The organism is Paenibacillus sp. J22R67 (assembly GCF_059692175.1).
The window spans coordinates 1-21977 of the sequence record NZ_JCAUAX010000018.1 but is presented as its reverse complement, the minus strand read 5'-3'; the positions used below and the strand labels follow the sequence as shown (position 1 = coordinate 21977).

Here is a 21977-nt window from a genome sequence, read left to right as displayed (position 1 = left end):
AAAAGACTGTCCTTCAAGTAGTTTGCACTACTTTGAGGACAGTCTTTTCTTCGTTCAGCTATACAGGCAGCAGCAGTACTTTGCCTGAGGTCATGTTGGCCGCGTACTGCTGGATGGCATCCACCGTCTGACAGAGCGAGAATGTTTGGCTAATCTCGGTCTGGATCTGCGATCCGACCGACTTTTTCATTGAGCCTTGCAGTGAAAGCAGCTCAAAAATGGATTGGGTCTTCACCCAGTCGGACGCCCAGAAGCCCGTGATCCGCTTCCGGCGGAAAACAAGATCATCTGCGTTGATCGTTGTTGTGCTTCCTCCCAGAAGGCCATATTGAAACAGTGTGGAGCCGTCCGGCAGCGCCGAGAGTACGGTACCTGTCAGGTCCCCGCCTATGGCATCGAAGCATACGGTAGCTCCAAGGTCATGAGTCTTACGTTTGAGCTCGTCTTCGAAGGCTGGAGAGCTGCTGTTCACGATATGCTGTCCGCCTATCTCTCTAAGGAGCTGCGCATGCTCATCTTTGCGGACGACACTTATGACGGCTAGGCCGTTCTCTTTGCCGAGCTTCACCAGGATTCTGCCGAGTGCGCTGGCTCCGGCCGTTTGTACGATCGCTTTAGACTTGTGCTGTTTGGCAATCTTCACCATCGCCATGGCGCTTGCCGGATTGACGAAAAAGACAGCGCCTTGCTCGTCCGATACGTGGTCGGGCAGAACCATGCAGGTCATCGCGCTTGCTTTCGTGTATTCCGACCAGGAGCCGTAAACCTCGGATACGAAAGCTACGCGTTTGCCCTTCAACATACGGGCTACGAGGCTATTGCCCGTTGCAATGACCGTTCCGCATCCTTCCATTCCGCCAACCGACGGCAATGCGCGTTTAATGCCATAATTCCCGGAAAGAAATAATATGTCCGCGGGGTTAATAGAGGCTGCATGCACCTTGATGAGCACTTCGTTACTGTCTATCTGGGGAATTAACGTTTCACCGAATTCAATGCCCGAAACCCCGCTGTATGTCTTGATCAGCGCTGCTTTCATCGTTTGTGCCATATGTGAGGACCCACCAATCAGTAGATGTAATTATAATTAACTAATGCTCACTGTATTATATAATACGCGATGATTCGGTAGATTTTAATAACATCAAATTTTCACTAAGATTTGGTCAAAAGGGTGCCTTAGGGCACCCTTTTGATGATATGCTGCACGATTATAATTGATTCATAAAGCCGTGGGTGATATTCAGGTCGGAAGGCATAAATTTGCTGGAGCCCGATTTGATTAGCCCGGCAAGGACAACACAATTCGAGGCGATGGCACCGCGCATCCATTTCGGATCGAAGGGGGAGTTGTTTTCTAAAGCCGAAAGATCTAGAAGCGCCAATTGGCGTGCGAGTTTGGTAAAGTCGCTTCTTGAGCAGTAGAGATCCTGTTCAAGCTCGATCTGGAAATGGCGCAGATAGGACTTCTCACCGCCCGTGTAAGCGAACTGGCCCAGTGATGCGGGTAAGCGGGAGGAGAGCCATTTGATACATGTAGTAATCTGCCTTTGATGTGGCTCTCCAAGTAACTGGAATTCCTGATTCAAATCCGAAATGCCGAAAGGAATGAGATAAGGAGCTTCGCACTCCTTGGTAATAATCTGAATGCGGCTGCCTCCGACATTGATGACGTCAAGATAGCTAGGGATATCCGAATCGCTAATCGCTCTTCGCAGCAGTTCCGCTTCTTCTTTCTGACTGATCGTCCGATAAGCGATCCGCAGATTTCGGCAGATCTCCTCCATCTGTCCAGAGAGGCGCGGCGACTGCCGCATAGCTTCCGTTCCGAATGCCTCAACGTTACTAGGAGGCGCACCTTCTAGGTAGGAGCCTTGTGTGGACAGCAAAGACTTAAGCTGATCTTCAATGGATGGAAGGTTGACTTCGCTCTCCAAAATCTCCCATGTAAGAACATCCACTTGTTCGATGCCAATATCTGATTTCTTGAATACCTTGGCACTGTGACTGCCTAAATTCAAAATTAATTTATCACTATTCATAAGAGTTCACCTGTTTGTCCCTTTAGTAATGGTTATCGAACTGTGAATCCCTGTTTAGTTACTTGCCATTGGATGTATATATGATTTTTTCTTATAAATAAAGGCCTCAGAAGTCCAATAATAAATGATTAATGTTTTCTATGTCAACCAATTTATGTTAAAAATATGGAAAAACTTTCTTGGATATCAAATTTCAACAGATTGCATGGTTATCCGACAAATTGGGCCCTCTGAGACTTGGATGAGATCAAAAAAGAGGCCATCCCTCAGGTCATTTCTGACCATGGAGACAGCCTCTTCGTTTATAAAACAAATTTATAGCCTACACCCCAGACCGTTTTTATATATTTGGGTTCTTTGGGGTTGACTTCAATTTTCCTTCGTAAATTTGTAATATGTACATCGATAGCACGATCATTGACATAGGAGTCGAAGCCACGCAAAGCGTTAATCAGATCCTCCCGGCGGTACACGCGTTCAGGGTGCTCGTACAGCAGCCGAATGAGTTCGAATTCGGAGAATGTCATGTCGATGGCTTCGCCTCGCACATAGAGCGTTCTTTTATCCAGATTAATGTTTAAATCAACAGGCGTTACGGGAACAGCTTGCTGGACAAGCTGATCTTCGGGTGGAGGGGCTTGTTTGAATCGACGTAGAAGCGCTTGTATGCGAGCCTTCATCTCATGCATGCTAAATGGCTTGCATAAGTAATCATCAGCTCCTACTGTAAACGCTTCAACTTTTTCGCTGACTTTGGAATTAGAAGAGATGATAATAATGGGAACGGGCGTTAAGCCCCGCAAGGAGTTGCATAAGTCAGTGCCTTCAAAGTCTGGAAGCATGAGGTCCAAGAGAATAAGATCCGGTTCGAATTCGCGAAGTGCGGCAAGGCCTTCCTGACCATTATGGGCTCTAAGAACTAAGAAGTCCTCTTCGGTCAGATACATACAGACCATTTCGCCGATAATATCATCGTCCTCAATTAAAAGCACCCTGTCCAATTATAAACTCCCCCAAACTAAGTTTATTTGTAATGCCTTTCATGGATGAACAGAGGGATCATAAGTCCTAACAATTTACCTACTCAACCTATTATAAGGTGTCGAAATTTAAGAGTAAATCGCTCTCATACACTTTTTATCGGGAAATTGTTAGCAAATTGTTAGCGAAAAGGGGTGAGAAAACGTACCATTTAGGTAAGTTACCTAATAAGTGGAAAGTACAATAGGAGATAATACGGTTTTTTATGGAAATTGCTTGTGGGGGGTGTAAATGAAGTGGGTCTTTTGAATAGGTATGGAGTCCTGATTATAAGTGATTCAAATGATGTGAGAGAAAGGTTGCTGCCCATCTTTCAGAGAGATGAACAATTCATCATGACAGGTACGGCGAAGCACGGCAATGCCGCATTGGATTGTATGCTTGCTGGGAGACCGGATTTGGTGGTCATCGATTTGGCGATGGCAAACATGGCAGGAATTATGGCGCTTCAACTCATTATGAATCATCGTCCAGTTCCTATTGTAGTGCTTAGTACGCATACATCCGAAGGTGCCATGCAGACCATTCAGGCTATGAGGATGGGCGCTGCGGATTATTTTCATATAGAAATGCTTGCAGGGCAAATGTCCCACGAAATGATGACGACCTATTTTCTGGAACGCTGTAAAATGGCGATACGAAACGGCATTCAAAGCGTGTACGAATTTCCTGTCAAATCCGTAGGAATCGTGGAAGCTACGCTTTCTGGCTCGCTGCAGTCGAAGAACGATCTGTTCCAAAGACGGATGGATATAGAATTTCATTTGCGCAAAGCGATTACGAATGAGGAATTTCATCTCGTCTATCAGCCTGTTGTTGACGTGTATACGAACCGGATTGTCGGTCTAGAGAGCTTAATTCGTTGGCACAGTGTGTCTTTGGGGCAAGTGCCGCCTTGCGATTTTATCCCCGTAGCAGAAGAAAGTGGTCTGATTCATGAGATCGGAGAATGGGTGCTTAGAGAGGCTTGCACACAAAGTGTGAAATGGCAGGAAGCAGGACTTCCCCATTTATTTATGGCTGTTAATCTGTCCAGACGCCAGTTCAATGATAGCGGGCTTAGCGCGATGATCCAGAAAATTTTAGAGGAAACAGGCTTACAGCCCAAATACTTGGAGCTTGAAATTACGGAAAGCATGAGTATGGATGTCAATCTGGCCGCAGATGCACTCAGTCAGCTGAAGAAGCTTGGCGTGCGCGTCGCGATGGATGATTTTGGCACTGGATATAGCTCGCTTGGCTATTTAAAGGATTTTCCCATTGATAAGTTGAAGATAGATCAGTCCTTTATTAAGGGTTTGAAACATCGCGAAGTGAATGCTGCTATCGTGAATACCGTAATTACGATGGCCAAAAACTTAAATCTGCTCGTAGTGGCCGAGGGACTGGAGACCGAAGAAGAGCTTCAAGTGCTAAGGGACTGCGGCTGTCGTTTCGTGCAGGGCTACTATTTCAGCAAGCCGGTTCTAGCGGAGAGCATTGAGCACATGCTGAACGCGGATACACGAAACAAACCAAACAGAATCGTTATTTAAGTATAGGCTGGTGAATGTTCTGCTGAGTGAGTTGATTACCAATTTTGCAATTATTACTGTGTTTGTTTTATTCGTTGAGCAATTCTTCATTATGACGAAATTGGATCAGAAACCCACGTGGTACTACAAAGTTTTTGTGGGTCTCACCCATGGCATCCTAGTTATCATTCTCGTAAGTTTTGGCGTGACGGTTGACGGCCAGATAGGTCTTAATTTCCGAGGCGTAGGTTTTCTGCTAGCCGCTTTTTTGGGAGGATACCCTTCCATCCTCATCACCTTTTGTATCCTATCGATATGGCGCTTCACGATAGACGACTCGATCCAGTTGCCGCTGCTATTTATTGGATTGGCAGCCGTTCTAGGAACCAACTTTACGATTTCGAAGATGCGTACCTACTGGTCCAAATGGTTATTCGGGGGAACATTCTTATATGTGTTCTACTATGGAATGATCTGGGCTGTGTACCGCACACCGCTTCAACTGATAGGCACATACCTCACCTACCAAATGGTGTGTGTGGTGGTTGTGGCATGCTTTCTTGGTTATCTGATTCGCAATCGGGAGTATAAGCTGCAGATTCGGCAGGTGGAACAGGAACTCATTGATATGCTGCGCTTACAGCCGGGTTATACGTTTAAATTTCATAAGTATAGGGACCATTTTGTGTACATATTGATTGAAGGTCAATTACTTTATCAGCTTGGTCTTAGACCCAGTCAGTTTATTGGGAAAAAGACGCATGAAGTTAATATATTAGGTACTAAGTTTATGGACTTTCTACAGCAATATTATGAGCAGGCATGGAAGGGGGAACGAGTCACATATGAATATGACTGCCAAGGATTTAAGATCCTCGTTTCCTTACAGCCTATCTTTAAGTTTGGTGTGGTTAGCGAAGTAATCGGATCAGCGGTGGATGTGTCGGAACATCGTGCTACCCAGTTGAAAGCAAGGGTGAGAGACGAGCAGTTCCGGACCTTAGTGGAGAATTCAGAGGATTTCATTTTCAGATTTCGACTGGATGGAAGCGTTGCCTCTGCCAATTATAAAATGTATCAAACTTACCAGCTTACGCCTGATCAGGTAAAAGGCAAGCAATTGACTGATGTCATTCAGATGGATAACCCTCCGAAGTGGGAGCGGTCCTTCACACAAGCGATCATTAACGGCAAGACGCAGCAATTCGCTATTAATTTTTTGCTGCCGGATGGCGCTGAGCATGCCTATAATGTCACGTTATCACCGCTTTTCAATGAGAAAAGAACGGAAATCATAGGGGTTACCGGAACGGTCCACGATATGACAGATCTTAAGAAGCGCGAAGAGGCTGATGAGTCCAACCGAGCTAAAAGTCAATTCCTGGCGAGGATGAGTCACGAGATTCGTACACCGCTTAATGGCATTTTGGGGCTGTCCCTGCTGCTGCAGCGAACCGAACTAACACCGCTGCAGAAGGATTATTTGAGCAAAATGGATGCCTCCTCGAGTGTCCTGCTGGCGACGATTAACGATATATTGGACTTCTCGAAGATTGAGGCAGGCAAATTAATTTTGGAAAAAGTAGACTTCTCCTTGGAAGAGTCGCTCCAAAGGGTCGCCGATCTGGCGAGTGTATCACTCGGCAACAAACGAATTGAGATTTTGCTGGATACGTCAGAGGATTTGCCTGATATCGTCAGCGGGGACTCTTTTCGATTAGAACAAGTACTTATTAATTTATCGAATAATGCCATCAAATTTACGGAAGAGGGTCACATCCGGCTTCAAGTGCAGCTTGAAGAATATGCGGAGGAAGGCGTCATCCTATCTTTTGCTGTGGAGGATACGGGGATAGGCATCTCTAAGGAACAGCTGTCACAGTTATTCCTGCCCTTCTCGCAAGCGGATACATCCACTAGCCGAAGATACGGAGGCACAGGGCTGGGGCTCGTGATCTGCCAGCATTTGGTACAGTCCATGGGAGGCATGTTGAGGGTTGAGACGACGCTGGGAGCAGGCAGCCGCTTTTACTTTAGTCTGTTGTTCGGACGAAATAAGCAGACGGAAGACGAAATGTACCTTCATTTCAGACAGCGTCTTCTGCTTCAAGAAAACAAGCGTGTCCTAGTTGCTGAGGATCATCCCATAGCTGCGCAGCACGTATCCGGTTTGTTGGACTCCTTCCAGCTCGAAGCGAAGACGGTCCTGACGGTATCTGACTTATTAGCTGCGCTAGAGCAAGATGAGGGAGGACCAGGCAAATCGGCTTTCCGCTATATACTCATGGATATGCAAATGGATCCCATGCAGCATCAGGCAATCTGGCAGCGTGTGTTGAATGCGGTAGACCGCTCCCGAACTCATGTCATCGCGCTTACGACGCTGGAAGGCAGAGAAGAAATGAGCGAGCTCCCTGAAGCGTTGAAAGCTGACGCTGTTCTGGTAAAACCGGTTAGCAGGTTGTCGCTGCGCAAGGTTTTGCAGGTCCTGAGTGGGCAGAAGCCTTATCCCAACAGCTCTAATTGCAGCAAGGAGCTGTCTATGGCAGAGGGAACCCCCTTGCAGTCCAAGGGACACATTCTGGTAGCTGAGGACAACGAAATCAATCAACTGGTGATCACGCAGCTTCTACAGCAATTGGGTTACGAAGCCGTTATTGCGCAGAATGGCTATGAGGTTCTGGAACGTGTAGGGCAGCATGACTGGAAGCTTATTCTAATGGATATTCATATGCCGGAGATGGATGGCTACGAGGCAACGCAAAAGCTGAGACAGCTGAGGCCCATGCAGCGAATTCCAATCATCGCGCTTACTGCAAACGGATTCGTGAAGGACCCGATGCAGATGCTGAAGTTAGGACTTAATGGCATCTTGGTTAAACCCGTGAATGAGCAACAGCTGTCTGATATGCTGGAGAAGTGGCAAGATTTGCAGTGGTTATTGCACATTAAGGGCATAGATACGGAGCGCGTACTGCGGAATATTGATCAGAAAATCCACATTTTTCAATACATGATTGAGAAGTTTAAACAGGACTATGCTACTTTCACAGAGAAGCTGCTTCCTTCTTTCATCCATCAAGAAGATGCCGTTGCTAGGCGGATGGTACATACGCTGAAAGGAGTGGCCGCGAATTTATATGCGGAGTCCTTGTTAGCGGCTGTCTTGGTGCTCGAGAAGGAGATGGCGTGTGAAATCAACCTGGAAGCCTGTAAGGAAGGGATTGTCCGGGTGCAGCTGGAGATCGATCAAATAATCGCAACCATCTAGGATATAAGACGAATTAATAAAGAACCTGGCAGTAAGCTATTGCTAGGTTCTTTGCATTGCTGCTAGTTGGTAGCCAGGTAGGTAAGTCCGTACGATAACCAGACGAAGTGATAAACATTGACAGCTCCATAGATAATTACCGTGAGGGATAGGCAGGGTTTGACCCAGATGCGTTTTCGGATATAAGGGTAGAAGGCCATGAGCAGCACAGGAAGAATGAGTTTAAGGAAGTAATAACCGGCTACATGCCATTCATATACACTTCGTATCAGAGGATTTAGCTCTTCGATAAAGGACAAATGCAAGCCGATGTCCGTGAATAGGGCATCACTTAAGCATAATAATAACAGCCAAAGGAGTAGTTTGCTCTGGAAAAAATGGCGGATGACAGGCATAGACGTCCTCGCTTTCGTCGCATGAAGGAGTAAGATCGATAAGTAAGATTAGATTAATGATACACTTTGTATCAATTGAAAGCAACCGGAGCTACTAAGTCGCCCTAGGAAGACGCGCAAAATCAAGCGGAGAGCGGAGACGGAATTCCGTCTGAGGACTGATTATCAAGCGACTGATCTCTTTTACAATGAATGCGAGCAGCAATGAACGGTTACGGAGAGAGGGTGAGGATGCTGAGGAATTGGTTGGTTAGGCGGAGGCATTCGTTCTTCTCGAGTTGGTATAATACGGTACATATCGCACTGATCCTTGGGTGGGGTGGTTTCCTTCGCCACGTTCTCATTCAACTGAGCTATATGCAAATATGGCTGCTAGGCCGAGTTTGGCGGGTTCGGCAGCGGCATTGGAAGCGGAGCGTTCGGAAGAGAAACTTCAAAAAAGAGGCCATCATCAAGTAGAGAAATCTACTCAAAGATGGCCTTTTCGTCTTTCTATGCTTAGAACACTTTCGTTGTCCAAGACTCGCAATTCCAAGTTTCTGTCACAACATCACGGTAGAATTCCGGTTCGTGGGAAATCAGAATGATGCTGCCCTTATAGGCTTGCAGTGCACGTTTGAGCTCATCCTTAGCGTCTACGTCCAAGTGGTTGGTCGGCTCATCGAGCACGAGCAGGTTGGTTTCGCGGTTGATCAGCTTGCAGAGACGGACCTTGGCCTTCTCGCCGCCGCTGAGCACGACAACTTTACTCTCAATATGCTTCGTGGTGAGACCGCATTTGGCTAGCGCTGCGCGCACTTCAAATTGCGTGAACGATGGAAACTCATTCCATACTTCTTCGATACAAGTGTTGTTGTTGGAATCTTTGATTTCCTGCTGGAAGTAACCAATTTGCTGGTGATCGCCTTTTTGAACCGAGCCGGAAACAGGCTGGATTTCGCCCAGAATACTCCGCAGCAAGGTCGTTTTCCCGATACCATTGGCACCGACTAGCGCAATCTTCTGACCGCGTTCCATGCGCAGGTTAAGCGGTCTGGATAGCGGCTGATCGTAGCCGATAACAAGATCTGTCGTTTCAAAAATGAGCTTGCCTGATGTGCGGCCCTCTTTGAAATTAAACTGCGGCTTCGGTTTCTCCTTCGCCAGCTCAATGACGTCCATCTTGTCGAGTTTCTTTTGTCTGGACATCGCCATGTTCCGTGTTGCGACGCTCGCTTTGTTACGGGCTACGAAATCCTTCAACTCGGAAATTTCTTGTTGTTGGCGTTTATAAGCAGACTCAAGCTGCTGTTTCTTCATTTCGTGTACTTGTTGGAAGTGATCGTAATCACCAACATAGCGGTTCAAAGCTTGATTTTCCATGTGGTAAATCAAGTTGATAACGCTGTTCAGGAACGGGATATCATGAGAGATTAGAATGAAGGCATTCTCATACTCTTGCAAATACCGCTTCAACCATTCGATGTGCTGCTCATCCAAATAGTTGGTAGGCTCATCGAGGAGCAGAATGTCCGGTTTCTCCAGCAAAAGCTTCGCCAGAAGCACCTTCGTCCGCTGACCACCGCTCAAATCGTTAACATCCTTCTCTAAGCCGATATCGGTAAGCCCTAGCCCGCGAGCGGTTTCTTCGATTTTGGCATCGATCATGTAAAAGTCTTGATTCGTCAACGTGTCCTGAATCGTACCGACATCCTCCAACATTTGTTCAAGCTCTTCTGGCGTCACATCGCCCATCCGGCCGTACATGTCATTCATCTCTTGTTCCATGTCGAACAGATATTGAAAGGCTCCCTTCAGGACATCACGGATGCTCATGCCTTTGTTCAGAACAGCATGTTGATCCAGGTAGCCAACGCGCATGCGCTTGGACCATTCAACCTTCCCATCATCCGGCTGCAGCTTGCCCGTAATGATGTTCATGAAGGTAGATTTACCTTCCCCGTTAGCACCGATGAGTCCGATGTGCTCCCCTTTGAGTAGGCGGAACGAGACGTCATTGAAGATGGCGCGGTCTCCAAAGCCGTGACTTAATCTTTCTACATTTAATATGCTCATGAAATGACACCTTTTCTTTTAAACTTTTTCTCGTTTTATTATAAGCGTTATGGGATAGAAAACTCAATGAATTAGCAAGCAAAAATGTGACTTCGTGGGAAATGAAAAGACCTGAAGGCAGTTTGCCCTCAGGTCTATTAGTGTTTCCATCATCGATCATTATGGCAGGCGAACGGATGTCCGGTACAAGCTGCTGTTCCAGTCCACTTTGCTGTTCAGCGACTCCGCGACGAGGCGGAGAGGGACATACATGCGGCTGTGCTCCATGATCTGGAGCGGGACAGGCACGGAGACAGATTTGCCGTTCACTGTCGCCGTGGAACTCCCGTCCTTCAACTTCATTGTAACGCCTGCGCTCGTAATCGTGGCTGTTCGGGTCGCGGCATCCCACTGAAAACCAGCATTCATCGCGGTGATGAAGGGACGGATTGGAACAACGGTCGTCTCTTTGACGATGAAGCCGCTATAATCATACTCAGGTTGCCCGTTGATGTCGATTTGCACCTTCGGCTTGTCCAGCTTCCGAACGACAAGCGCGTTGCTCAGCTCGCGGCCGGGATAGGTCAGCATGGTGCCGTTGGCATACAGACCAGAGCTGGATCCGCCGTCCATATTCATGGCTTCCTTCAGCCCAAGCTGAAGGGTGATGGCGGCGAGCTGGGTAAGCGTTGCACTCGGCACGGTGCCCATCACGAGACGGTCAGACCCGTCGATGCCGATGAAGCTTCGCGCAGCAAGGGATTGCGTTACCTTCGGGTCGGAGAAGCCGTCCCGCTTAACGTCGATATCGACAGCGCCGCCACTGACCAGCTTCGGCCCGACTCCGATCGCCGCCAGCCACGACTTGGCGTTCAGAGAACTGCCCCCTTCGCCCTTGGCCAACAGCTCTTTCGTAACTCGATCGCCGATGTCTAGATTCGGCAGGATGTGCTGCCGGTTGTTGGCGCTGCTGCCGACGAACAGAACGTAACCGCCGGCAGGAACCTGCACGGAATCGTTCGTGATACGGGTGATGAGTCCATCCTCGATGACGACTTTGGTCCCGTTCGAGAAGCTGATCCAGCTGCCGAAGTCCGGGGTATACCAGATCACTTGATCGGCACTGTCCTCACCGTAATACTTGTTAACCCCCCAAGGGTTAATGGTGTAAGTCCCGTTCCCTTCACTGACGCGCACGGCGATGTCGAGGTCCACGAACTGAATATCTGGCACTTTCTCCCGATTCAGAATAAAGGTTTGATTTTCACCGGTGTGAAGAGCTTCACCAGCTTGCACCATCGTTCCATTCGGGTAGCGGATGTAGGGGTTAGACTCATAAGCGTTGAAAAATGTACCATTAATCGCGGCAACGGCGCCTTCGCGCTCTGCGATCGCTTGCAACGGAGCGTCATGGCCAACTCCTCCGTCAGCCAGCGCAGGAGCGAGCTCTAGTGTCGGATCGGTCAAATCGACCGTAACAACACTTACGTTAAAGGATTTGCCCTGAGCGGTTACCTGTTTGGTTACGGCGTTCACGGAAGGGGAATATAGCGCGGACGCCGGGGTAGCGCCAGCAAATAGTGCAGCCGTCAGCAAAAGCGCTGCACCGGGTTTCATCATTTTATGGCGAAGCATGAGGTAGTCTCCTTTGGGTTCAGTCGAATGCTGCCGAAAAATATACGGCTACTTATACTATTCGGTCGGACAGGGCGGTTTTGTGACGTCAAAAGAAAAGCACCGGCTCTGGTGAGCCGGTGCATAGGGCTTTAAGCAAGCTTCGTCAAGTACTCGTCGAGTTGACGGAAGGTACCTTCAAATCCTTGTTCCATGTTCTCGATCATGGAAGCGTAGAAAGCAGCTTCTTCTTCGGTTGGGTTTACAGGGCCACCGCTAGTCGTGACAATCGTTTGGCCATCTTGCTCTTCGAAGGCTACGATATTCAAAATCTCAAGCGGGAAAATTGGACTGAACGGAGCACGTATGGTGTTCGCCTCCGCATCGGAGAACGAGTTCGTGTATACGAGCTTGTCCGGAGGGGAAACTTCGCTATAGACGAATTTGCCCCACATTTGAAAGCCATCAGGGGATTTCATGCTGAAGTGGAACATCCCGCCTGGGCGAACATCACACGTGGATACTTCCAACTGCATGCCTGTCGGTCCCCACCAGTGCATCAGATGTTCGGGCTTCGTCCAGCATTGGAAGACGAGCTCACGGGGAGCGTTGAATGTGCGTGTAATAACTAACGAGCGGGAGTTGGTAGTTTCGGACATGGGTGAATACCTCCAAAAATTATAATAGATTCCATTTGTACGGGTAAAACAAAAACAGAACGGGTTTCCCTTCCACCTTGAAGCAGGACCCGCGGCAGTCTTGGGGCGACTGCGCTCTTAGTCGATTTCATGCTATAAATATACTTTACTAGGAATATTCCTGTCAAGGAATATATAAAGACAGGGGCACATGTAGATTGGAGTAGTATTGCCTGATGGGTGGCGGTTTATTTCGGAGATGATCGTGTGGCTGCCTGTAAAGTGATGTTCGAACGTGCGTGAAAGGGATCTACAGGACGTTATTTAAGCCCGATGAGCTGGGGTTGGCAGTTTGGCGGAACTACAGGGCGTTATTTTTGGATAAAAGCCACCGAATGGCTTGGAAATGGAGGAATAGAGGACCGTAGTTCCCACTAGTCGCCTAAAATAGCAGGTTTCGCAGAAATAGAGGATCACAGTCCCCTCTAATTCAAAAAGGCCGCCAAGAAAAGGTATACCTACCTTCCGTAGCAGCCTTAGCTCATATTCTAGGCTCCGGCCTGTTTCCCCGTGAGCGCCACTTCAAAAGTATCAATGATGAACAGGAACCTCTCGGCCTCCCGGAACACGTGGTCTGCGAGCAGTGGATGAATGATGCTTTTGATCTTGCAGGCTTCGATTAAATCTCTGGCCGTCTTCTTGAAGTCGCGGAGCGAAACGACGGAAACGCGGTTCTGATCCAGGAATTGATCCAGAAGCGGTTCTGTCTGCGACTGCGGCCGCATGCCGCTGAGGTCGATGGCTTGAAATAACAGCTGATCAAAATCGTGGCTGAAATTGCGGGCTTGCTCGACTAATTGACGCTCTGACGGGTCAAGCAGATGTCCGATGAACTTGGCATGATCCGCCATAATGCGAAGGAAGAAAACATTTTCATGAATAATCGCGTCAGGTAATGGATCTAGTCTTCCTGTATTTAATTCCTCTAGTCGATTCCTGAAATAGTTGGCTTCTCGGCTCGTATGATCAACGAGTAAGGGAAAGTTATTGCCCCCTGGCAGCTTACATTGAATGATCAGTCCAAGAACTTTTCTTTTAAAAGCCCAAATGTGTGTTGCGGCAGCATGTGCTTCTAGGTTAAAACGCTGAATTTGCGCGGGATCAGTCGCCTCCGTATACGAATGGGCTTTGCCTTCAATTTGCTCAAAAATGCTGTAGAATTGATTAGCTTCCTGAATGAGTTGTGTATCTTCGCAGCGAAAACCAAGCTTTAGAAAAAGCGAATGTTCCTTCATGATTCGGGACCAAAACCGCACTTCTTCTAAAGAACGTGCAACAAACTCATTGGACAAGATTAGCACTCTCCTCCTAGTCAAATATACTATGTTAAGTATAATCGCTTGGAGGAAGGGATAGACCACTTCTGGGCTAACTGGGACGACCCCTGCTCACGTTATCCGGCGATGATGCTCAGCTTTGCGATAATCTTTGGGCACGATCCCTTTGCTTTCCCGGAAAATACGGGAGAATGTTTTGTACGAGCCATATCCAACCTCTAGCGCAATCTCTGTTACACTCATCTCCGTGGACACGAGCAGACTGCAAGCGTGGCGCAACCGCAGGTCGTGCAGGAAGTGGACAAAAGTCTGTCCAGTCGTCTGCTTAATCACCTCGGAGATCCGAGACGCGCTCATCGCGAACTTCGAAGCAAGGTCCGATAAGGCCAGCTCCTCCTGATAGTTGCGGTGAATGTAATGAATGATAGGCCAAACCGAGTGATGCGTCTTCGCACCGTGAAGCGGGATCGCTTCTGCTTCTGTAAGTGGGGCATGCTTCCAACGATGGCGGTCGAAGCGGATGAGAATTTCTTTTAGCTTGCCTTTTAAAAGCGTCTGTCTATATCGTTCGGTGCCGTTGTATTCCTGAAACATCTCCTCAAGGAGGGTGAGCATCATTTGCTGATCCTGTCCGTGCAGCTGGACATAAGCCGGCAAGGCTGTCATTTCGCCTAGAAGCCCTGACAGACCAGGATCACTCCCCGACTCCATCAACAGGTCCATGCTGAACATGCAGTTATACAATACCAGCTTTTGCCCTGGGTCCGTAAAAATCTCATGCACCTGATAAGGCAGCACGAACGTGAAGGTGCCCGTCCTCATCTCATGATTGACATCATTAATGCTTTCTGACCCCGTGCCCTCAATGACATAGGACAGCTCGAGGAAATCGTGGCGATGCGCGCGAAAGCCGTGTCCCAGCGTATTTTTGCTGATATGAAAAGGGAAGGAGGAGTGCATATTTGGGTACGTTTTCAAATAGTCGGGAAAATACGTCATACTAAGCTAATCTCCTTCGAAGAAATGGGACGTTTTCCGAAATATAGGTGCGTTTTTCTACTGCATTTATTTTATCATAAAAGCAGGTCGTACAGGATGTACATATGAGGAGGAACAGAGCGTGGGAAGCAGTAAAATTAGAATAGGTATTATTGGTGCTGGTAACATCGGCGGCGTGCATATACGCGAGTTTTCGAAATTGGCGGATTCCTGTGAAATTACGGCAATCACAGATGCCTACTTGCCCCTGGCGCAAGCAAAAGCTCAAGAATACGGCATTGCTTTCGTAGCAGCTAGCCCAGAAGAGCTTATTCATAGCGACAATGTAGATGCTGTCATTATTGGTGTGCCTAACCAACATCATGCTTCCCTTGCTATACAAGCTATTGAAGCCGGCAAGCACGTGCTGATTGAAAAGCCAATGGGTATTCATGCTGCAGCAGCTAAGCAGATCCTGAAAGCCAGCGAGGCTTCGGACAAAGTGGTCATGATCGGTCACCAAATGCGTTGGGAAGCTGTACCCCAGTTGATCAAAGAGCAGGTTGAAGCTGGTGAGCTAGGCAAAATTTACACAGCCAAAACAGGCTGGTTCCGCCGCAAAGGCATCCCAGGCTGGGGCACATGGTTTACGAAAATGGACGAATCGGGCGGAGGCCCGTTAATTGATATTGGGGTTCACATGCTGGATCTTGCGCTCTACCTAATGGGCAATCCGAAGCCAGTTTCCGTCTTTGGTGCTACTTATGCGGAATTCGGTCCTCGCAAAAAGGGGATTGGCACGTGGGGGACGCCAAATTGGAACGGCACGTATGATGTGGAAGATTTGGCTACGGCGCTCATCCGAATGGAAGACGGCAGCACGTTGACGTTGGAAGTTAGCTGGGCGGTTCATATGGATACGGACAATACGCCGTTCATTCATCTGATGGGCTCTGACGGCGGCGCAAGTTATAAGGGTGCAACCGGCAAACTGCTGACAGAGAAGTTCAATCGGGCTATCGAGACAGATTTGAAAAAGCCTGAGAATGATGAAGGGGAGCGCCTGCGTCTGAGCAGACATTTCCTAGCGTGCATTCGGGAAGGCAAACAGCCGATTACCTCCGCTTTGTCCGGCTTTACGAACAATCTAATTCTTGATGCCATCTATGAATCTTCCCGGACAGGGAATGAAGTTAAACTAAACTGGGACATCTAATTCGGGAGGGAAACACGATGCTTAGAGGGTTAACGGGAGCAGGACTTGGCAAGCTGGAAAGCACGGAGCAGTTCATTGAGTTAGCGGCAAAATACGGCTTTGAAGCCGTCGATATCGACGCGCTTGCCCTAGTGGAGAGCCACAGCATAGACGGAGCGCGCGAGCTGTTGGGCAAACACGGCCTCGTTATCGGCTCCATCGGCCTGCCGGTGGAATGGCGTGGATCCGAAGAGCGCTTCCGCGCCGATCTGCCGAAGCTGACTCAAGCAGCCGCAGCGGCAGCAGCGCTTGGCTGTACGAGCTGCTGCACGTACGTTCTGCCATCGACGGATCTGAATGCTGCGCATTTCATGGCGCTGGCAACGCGCAGATTGCGTACTTGCGCGCAAATTCTTGGCGCATACGGCATCCGTCTTGGTCTAGAGTTCGTGGGGCCGCATCATCTGCGCACACGCTGGAAGCATCCGTTCATCTGGACGGTCGAGGAGACGCTGGATTGGATTGACGCGATCGGCGAGAGCAACGTAGGGTTACTGTACGACGCGTACCACTGGTACACGAACGGTTTAACAGTAGCTGATATCGAGAAGCTGCGCCCTGAGCAGATCGTCCACGTCCACATCAACGACGCGCCGGACGTTCCGGTGGAGGATGTGCTGGATAACGGACGTGTGTACCCAGGCGAAGGCGTGATCGACTTGGCGGGTTTCCTGCAAGGTTTGGTGAAGATCGGCTATAAAGGCGCTGTTTCGCAGGAGATTTTGACAGCTACGCCTCCTACGGACGCTCCGGAGAGCTTGGTGCAGCGTTCCAAAGCGGGCTTTGACAAAGTTTATGCGGCGGCGGGATTGTAGGATAATGCAGAGTGAGCCGGAGGACTTTATGTCCTCGGCTCATTTCGCATTTGCAGGCTGGTAGTCTCACGAAATGCCAGGAAGTTTGCCATTCGACAAAGGTTCCTATGAGCGATCCGCACAGTCCGACAACATTTTCAGGCATTCTCGTTTACTATGTTCCTGTTCTACTAAATATGCCTATATAAATATGAAAAGGAGATAAGATCATGCAAATTAAAAAGAAGGATGACATTGGCTTGATTTTGGATAACTTTTCGTCGTATGCGAAGTGGGATCCTTCGGGCCAGAAACTATACCTTGTGTTCGCTGATAACAAGCGTGGGGGGCAGTGGACGCTGATGAACTACAACGATGATCGTTTCAGCGTACATGGGCGTGGTAATGACTATTTGGATGAAAAAGAAGCGTTCTTTGAGGAACGCAACAGCGTTGTTTCGTTCTTATGGAACAATCGTGCCGCGCTTAAGGCAGCTGTAGATCCAAACGAGTAGAAAGCTGGACAACCAGCTAGCTCATCTTAGTTAAACGAAGAGGCAAAAGCCTCCGGAACCACCAACGATGGCTTGGTGGCTCCGGAGGCTTTTGGCGTTCGCTGCAGTTTGGCGCTAAGGAGCGACGCCTTCCTTTTGCTTATCTCGGTATTGCCCTGGAGTAATACCCTCTTGCTTGCGGAAAGAGCGGATGAAGTTTTGCGAATTGTTATAGCGCAGCTTGGACGAGATATCCTTGATTGGCATATCGGTTTCGAGCAGCCATTTCTTCGCCATGTTGAATCGGTAGGCCGATAAATAATCGCTGAAGGAGCAATTCGTTTCTTTACGGAAAATGCTGCTTAGATAATTCGCATTGTAATGTAGTCTGGAAGCGCAGTCCTCTAGCGTGAGATCGGTATCATAATATTTTTGCACAAGATCAATGATTTTCTCAGAAATATTGTGGTACTGCGCATCCTGCCGGTCGCGATAGATACGAATCAGCGGGTGGATGACCTCTGTCCAGAACCAGTCTTCGATCTCTGCAGTCATATGCAGATTCAATAGCTCCTCGAAGAGGGAGCCCTTGTTCGGGTGAATCTGATTCAAAGAGATGCCGGATTCCTGCATCACCATCAGCAGGTTGTTGAGCAGCCGAGCCAGCGGAATTTGATATTCCTGCGGCGAGAGTGGAGCGGCGAATACGGCTTGCAGGAGCTGTCGCAACAGCTCTTTGGACTTATCCTTTTCAGCAACCTTGATGGCGTCCATCAATTCATTTTCAAGTGGCTTAGGATAGTTTAGATTCAAGAAATGTTTGCCCGAGTTAATATTCTCGTACTGAATGATGATGCCCTCACCGAGCTTGATACGGTGCTTCAGAGCTTCCAATCCCTCTTTGTAGGCGATCGACATTTGCGAAAAAGCATGGATGGGAAGACTCATTCCAATGCTGACATGCAGATTCAGATAGCTGAAGATGTGCTGCTGCATCTGCTCCGTCAGTGCGTAGACCTTATTGCGGAAAGCGGCAGCTTCGCTGTCAGGACTTCCAATCAAGGTCACCACCGTCTGATCGATAATGACCGGAGCGAGCCTCTGATCGGAAGGAATGAGCTCCTCAATCATATTGTGTGCGGCGAAAAGGAGCAGCTCCATGTCCCTTTTTTCATAACGCGTATGATCGATGGAGTCGATCTGCAGCGTAATGACGGACATTGTTTTCCACTCTTCAACATGCTTCGTGTAGCCAAATTGGGCTAATTTATCGGGCAGCTCGCTTGTTTTGATATGACCCTGAAAAGCTTTGATCAAGAAGAAAGTCCGCACTTGGCCAATATGCTGGTGAACCTCTCTTTCGAGCTGGGACTTGGACTGGAACAGCGTATGGACGTGTTCGCTGATCATCTGGAACTCGTTGGCCTTCCGCTTCTGGTTGACGGTAACGAGACCCCCAATTTGATTGAGCAGGAGCTGGATGGGCGAGTACATTTTGCGTGAACCGAGCCAAGCGAGCAGCATGGATAGCAGCAGCATCAGAATGCAGACGTAGATGGTGTAGACTCCGATTTTACGCGACTCCGTGGTTAAACTGTCGATGGAGGTTAGGGACAAATAAGTCCAATTATTCAAGTTCGAGTGCAGATAGCTCACGGAATAACGTTTCTCGTTGATATCTGCGGTGAATTGACCCGTTGGCGCAGTTAGCTGGCTTAGATCTTTCAGGCCGGCCTCTGTGATGGATTTACCGATCAGGCTTGCATCCGGATGCATGAGAATTTGGTTGTGCTCGTCCATAATCAAGATATCTTCAAGATGCTTGGTATCGCTCTGAATCAAATCCTGCAGGGAACAGGCAGGAATGTTCGCCATCGCCAAGCCGTATTTCTCCAGACCGGTGGTTGGCAGCTTTTTGACCAGTGAGATACTGTAATCGCAGGTTACGCTCCGAGCATTTTCCTCCGTATAAAACCATTTCGACGGGTTCATAATCCACGTGCTGTTCTCCTGCGTGTTCATCAGGTTGAGCAATTTATCGTAAAAAGGGTAGCCGTCAAAACGGTACAGTCCCGAATTCTTAATCATCCAGTTCTCGCGGGCATTGATCAAGATGACATCTTCGAGCTTCGTGTCAAAAGACTGCATATACCGAATCTCGCTGCGCAGATCGTCATACATCATGAAATCGTTTACAGTTAACGGCATGTCCATCGCTTTTTTTAGCACGGTGGAGTTGATGACCTGATTAAGTGTATGGTTGACAGTCGTTAATTTCTGCTCTACATTGGAGTTGATTTGGGTGATTAACTGCATTTTTCCTTCGTTTACATTTTTTTGGATCTCATTCGACGAGGTTATGAAGGCAAAAGCGCCGATAAAAATAACCGGGAGCGTGCTGAGCAAGAACCCGAACATGGTCATTTTGCTGAGAAAACTTAAATTGGGCATCGCAGCCAACACCTTATCATAGGATGATCATTTCTGTATCTATGTATTGTAGTCAAGTCTGTCGTTAAGAGCAATAATCATCTGTCTGGCGGATAATCATTTTCTTTGATTATGACCGCAAAATGCTGTTGCAGCAAGGGGGAAGGATTATGAATACACAAGTAAACGTGAAAACTTTTAAGCGCGTTCGACTCTTTATCATCGGGCTGCTGACGGTTGTTTTGATCAGTGGCTGCACGAAAGGAAGCACTACTGTAGCCGATGAGGCGAGTAGTAGTCGCCCCGTAATTTCGATTATGGCACCGCTTCATTTTCCGCATCCGCCTATCCCTGAGCTTGTTCAGGAGATCGAAAAGCTTACGAATACGAAGCTGGAATTGAATTGGGTTCCGGATGGCATATACACCGATAAAATGAACACAGCCCTCACCACGAACTCGCTAAAAAAAGCGACTTATGTGAAATATACGGATTACATGTTGATGAAAAATTCGATCCGTTCTGGCGCTTTTTGGGATATCGGACCCTATTTGGAGGCCTATCCGAATTTGAAGCAGCTGAACAAGGAGATTTTGGGACAAGCGGCTGTCGATGGCAAAATCTATGGTTTGTACACGGAGCGTCCGTCATCCCGGCAAGGGATTATTATTCGCGAAGACTGGCTGAACAACGTGAAACTGGCTAAGCCGACGACGGTGGAGGAGCTTTATCAAGTGTTAAAAGCCTTCACGTATGGCGATCCCGATCGCGACGGCAAGGATGATACCATCGGGCTGACGGACCGCAATGACTTGGTATTCGGCGCATTCAAAACGCTTAGCTCCTATTTCGGCACGCCGAATAACTGGGGCGTTGCGGATGGGAAGCTTGTGCCGGAGTTCGAGACGCAGGCCTATGTGGACACGATGGACTTCATGCGAAAGTTGTATGACGATAAGCTTATTAACTCGGATTTTGCGGTTACCAGTAAAGAAGTACAGCGCGATAAGCTGATTCGAGGCATCGCTGGTGTCTATATTGGCAGCATGCAGGATGTGCAGCGGCTTTCGGACGAGGTGCAGCTTGTGAATCCTTCGGCCAAATTCACTCTCGTGAATCACATCGAAGGTACCAAGGGGTTCCGGATCTGGTCGATTCCGAACTACAGCGCGCTGTACCTTTTTTCCAAAAAAGCGATTCGTACGGAGGCGGAATTGAAGCAGGTGCTGCAATTTTTTGACCGATCGATGGATAAAGATGTCGCCAACCTGATGAAGTATGGATTGGAGGGTCGTCATTACACCACCATTGGGGACAAAGTCCAGCTGCTGGAGGAGACGTCCAAGCTTCGCGTGAACGAAGTGAATGCGCTGTATGCGCTCATGATCGCGGACTTGAACAATCCGCAGGTGAAGCAGGTCGCTGAGAGCGAGTCCCTGTCGCAGCTCGCGGATAAGCTCAGCTTGGACAACGAGAAATATGTCGTCAAGGACCCGACATTAGGGTTGGAGTCGAAAACCTACGACGAGCGTGGCGTGGAGCTGTACAAAATCGTCTCCGACGCGACGTACAATTATATGCTTGGGAAACTCGACAAGGCCGCCTTTGCGCAGGAGATTGAGCGCTGGAAGAGGGGCGGCGGCGACCAGATTATTGAGGAATATAATGAGGCATATTCGAAGAAGTGAGTGATTGGAACCGCCGGGGCTGCTTGGCGGTTTTTTTTGTTTGTTTGGGGCGCCGGTGTCGCCTCGATGAGCTCTCGGTGAGAGTGACCAGAGCCTAGTCGAGAGGACCCGAGAGGGCCGAGAAGGCCGTCTCACAATCGTAAGGCCTCGCGATTGTGGTCGAGCGAGCCGAAAAGGCTGTCTCGTGCTGGAAAGTTGGCGTAATCCCGCCAAACCTGCCACGAGAGGGCCGAGAAGGCCGTCTCACAATCGCAAGGCCCCCGGGATTGTGGTCGAGCGTGCCAGAAGGGCTGTCTCGTGCTGGAAAGTTGGCGTAATCCCGCCAAACCTCCCGCGAGCGAGCCGAAAAGGCCGTCTCACAATCGCAAGGCTCCGCGATTGTGGTAGAGCGAGCCGAAAAGGCAGTCTCGTGCTGGAAAGTTGGCGTAATCCCGCCAAACCTCCCGCGAGAG

The 21977-nt window shown here is 48.7% G+C and carries 17 protein-coding genes; 6 read left to right on the top strand and 11 right to left on the bottom strand.

Going from position 1 to position 21977, the window contains the following annotated elements; genetic code table 11:
* Nucleotides 1-58: 58 nt before the first annotated feature.
* The 3 genes from AC58VC_RS35400 to AC58VC_RS35390 all read right to left on the bottom strand — a co-directional run bounded on the left by AC58VC_RS35400 (nt 59) and on the right by AC58VC_RS35390 (nt 3034).
* Nucleotides 59-1051 (bottom strand): zinc-binding dehydrogenase, encoded by a 993-nt coding sequence (locus tag AC58VC_RS35400; protein ID WP_497376223.1) that lies wholly within the window; start codon nt 1049-1051, stop codon nt 59-61.
* 160 nt (nt 1052-1211) lie between these two features.
* A complete protein-coding gene (locus tag AC58VC_RS35395; RefSeq protein WP_497376222.1) occupies nt 1212-2042 on the bottom strand; it encodes a hypothetical protein in 831 nt (276 codons plus the stop codon).
* 302 nt (nt 2043-2344) lie between these two features.
* Nucleotides 2345-3034: a response regulator transcription factor gene (locus AC58VC_RS35390; RefSeq protein ID WP_497376265.1), complete on the bottom strand. Its 690-nt coding sequence runs from the start codon at nt 3032-3034 to the stop codon at nt 2345-2347.
* Nucleotides 3035-3319: 285 nt separating this feature from the next.
* Here AC58VC_RS35390 and AC58VC_RS35385 point away from each other — a divergent pair, with 285 nt between their 5' ends.
* Together AC58VC_RS35385 and AC58VC_RS35380 are read left to right on the top strand one after the other, a co-directional pair.
* Nucleotides 3320-4618 (top strand): EAL domain-containing protein, encoded by a 1299-nt coding sequence (locus AC58VC_RS35385; RefSeq protein ID WP_497376221.1) that lies wholly within the window; start codon nt 3320-3322, stop codon nt 4616-4618.
* Nucleotides 4619-4649: 31 nt separating this feature from the next.
* A complete protein-coding gene (locus AC58VC_RS35380) occupies nt 4650-7868 on the top strand; it encodes a response regulator (RefSeq protein WP_497376220.1) in 3219 nt (1072 codons plus the stop codon).
* A gap of 62 nt (nt 7869-7930) precedes the next feature.
* Here the strand turns inward: AC58VC_RS35380 and AC58VC_RS35375 are convergent, their stop codons facing one another.
* The 6 genes from AC58VC_RS35375 to AC58VC_RS35350 form a co-directional block, all read right to left on the bottom strand.
* Nucleotides 7931-8263 carry a DUF5658 family protein gene (locus AC58VC_RS35375; protein ID WP_497376219.1) on the bottom strand — a complete coding sequence of 111 codons (333 nt, stop codon included), beginning with the start codon at nt 8261-8263 and terminating at the stop codon, nt 7931-7933.
* A 498-nt stretch (nt 8264-8761) separates the two neighbouring features.
* Nucleotides 8762-10318, bottom strand: a complete 1557-nt coding sequence (locus tag AC58VC_RS35370; RefSeq protein ID WP_497376218.1) for an ABC-F family ATP-binding cassette domain-containing protein — start codon at nt 10316-10318, stop codon at nt 8762-8764.
* Between the two features lie 159 nt (nt 10319-10477).
* Nucleotides 10478-11932: a stalk domain-containing protein gene (locus tag AC58VC_RS35365; RefSeq protein ID WP_497376217.1), complete on the bottom strand. Its 1455-nt coding sequence runs from the start codon at nt 11930-11932 to the stop codon at nt 10478-10480.
* A 131-nt stretch (nt 11933-12063) separates the two neighbouring features.
* Complete coding sequence (locus AC58VC_RS35360; protein ID WP_497376216.1) at nt 12064-12570, bottom strand: SRPBCC domain-containing protein; 507 nt, start codon at nt 12568-12570, stop codon at nt 12064-12066.
* A 527-nt stretch (nt 12571-13097) separates the two neighbouring features.
* Nucleotides 13098-13901, bottom strand: a complete 804-nt coding sequence (locus AC58VC_RS35355; protein WP_497376215.1) for a DUF2935 domain-containing protein — start codon at nt 13899-13901, stop codon at nt 13098-13100.
* A 96-nt stretch (nt 13902-13997) separates the two neighbouring features.
* A complete protein-coding gene (locus AC58VC_RS35350) occupies nt 13998-14885 on the bottom strand; it encodes a helix-turn-helix domain-containing protein (RefSeq protein ID WP_497376214.1) in 888 nt (295 codons plus the stop codon).
* A 121-nt stretch (nt 14886-15006) separates the two neighbouring features.
* Here AC58VC_RS35350 and AC58VC_RS35345 point away from each other — a divergent pair, with 121 nt between their 5' ends.
* The 3 genes from AC58VC_RS35345 (at nt 15007) to AC58VC_RS35335 (ending at nt 17428) form a co-directional block, all read left to right on the top strand.
* Complete coding sequence (locus AC58VC_RS35345) at nt 15007-16080, top strand: Gfo/Idh/MocA family protein (protein WP_497376213.1); 1074 nt, start codon at nt 15007-15009, stop codon at nt 16078-16080.
* Nucleotides 16081-16097: 17 nt separating this feature from the next.
* Nucleotides 16098-16934 carry a sugar phosphate isomerase/epimerase family protein gene (locus tag AC58VC_RS35340; RefSeq protein ID WP_497376212.1) on the top strand — a complete coding sequence of 279 codons (837 nt, stop codon included), beginning with the start codon at nt 16098-16100 and terminating at the stop codon, nt 16932-16934.
* Between the two features lie 209 nt (nt 16935-17143).
* Nucleotides 17144-17428, top strand: a complete 285-nt coding sequence (locus AC58VC_RS35335) for a hypothetical protein (RefSeq protein ID WP_497376211.1) — start codon at nt 17144-17146, stop codon at nt 17426-17428.
* A gap of 114 nt (nt 17429-17542) precedes the next feature.
* Here AC58VC_RS35335 and AC58VC_RS35330 read toward each other — a convergent pair whose 3' ends face one another.
* Nucleotides 17543-19858: a helix-turn-helix domain-containing protein gene (locus AC58VC_RS35330; RefSeq protein WP_497376210.1), complete on the bottom strand. Its 2316-nt coding sequence runs from the start codon at nt 19856-19858 to the stop codon at nt 17543-17545.
* Between the two features lie 149 nt (nt 19859-20007).
* Here AC58VC_RS35330 and AC58VC_RS35325 point away from each other — a divergent pair, with 149 nt between their 5' ends.
* A complete protein-coding gene (locus AC58VC_RS35325; RefSeq protein ID WP_497376209.1) occupies nt 20008-21525 on the top strand; it encodes an extracellular solute-binding protein in 1518 nt (505 codons plus the stop codon).
* Nucleotides 21526-21768: 243 nt separating this feature from the next.
* On the opposite strand, the gene AC58VC_RS35320 is transcribed toward AC58VC_RS35325, so the two are convergent.
* Nucleotides 21769-21977 (bottom strand): hypothetical protein (locus tag AC58VC_RS35320; protein ID WP_497376208.1); only part of this gene is annotated, 209 nt, incomplete at its 5' end.

Coding starts and splice junctions, on each gene's coding strand:
- AC58VC_RS35400 (WP_497376223.1), bottom strand. CDS start 1,051: ATGGCACAAACGATGAAAGCAGCGCTGATCAAGACATACAGCGGGGTT.
- AC58VC_RS35395 (WP_497376222.1), bottom strand. CDS start 2,042: ATGAATAGTGATAAATTAATTTTGAATTTAGGCAGTCACAGTGCCAAG.
- AC58VC_RS35375 (WP_497376219.1), bottom strand. CDS start 8,263: ATGCCTGTCATCCGCCATTTTTTCCAGAGCAAACTACTCCTTTGGCTG.
- AC58VC_RS35370 (WP_497376218.1), bottom strand. CDS start 10,318: ATGAGCATATTAAATGTAGAAAGATTAAGTCACGGCTTTGGAGACCGC.
- AC58VC_RS35365 (WP_497376217.1), bottom strand. CDS start 11,932: ATGCTTCGCCATAAAATGATGAAACCCGGTGCAGCGCTTTTGCTGACG.
- AC58VC_RS35360 (WP_497376216.1), bottom strand. CDS start 12,570: ATGTCCGAAACTACCAACTCCCGCTCGTTAGTTATTACACGCACATTC.
- AC58VC_RS35350 (WP_497376214.1), bottom strand. CDS start 14,885: ATGACGTATTTTCCCGACTATTTGAAAACGTACCCAAATATGCACTCC.
- AC58VC_RS35340 (WP_497376212.1), top strand. CDS start 16,098: ATGCTTAGAGGGTTAACGGGAGCAGGACTTGGCAAGCTGGAAAGCACG.
- AC58VC_RS35335 (WP_497376211.1), top strand. CDS start 17,144: ATGCAAATTAAAAAGAAGGATGACATTGGCTTGATTTTGGATAACTTT.
- AC58VC_RS35330 (WP_497376210.1), bottom strand. CDS start 19,858: ATGCCCAATTTAAGTTTTCTCAGCAAAATGACCATGTTCGGGTTCTTG.
- AC58VC_RS35325 (WP_497376209.1), top strand. CDS start 20,008: ATGAATACACAAGTAAACGTGAAAACTTTTAAGCGCGTTCGACTCTTT.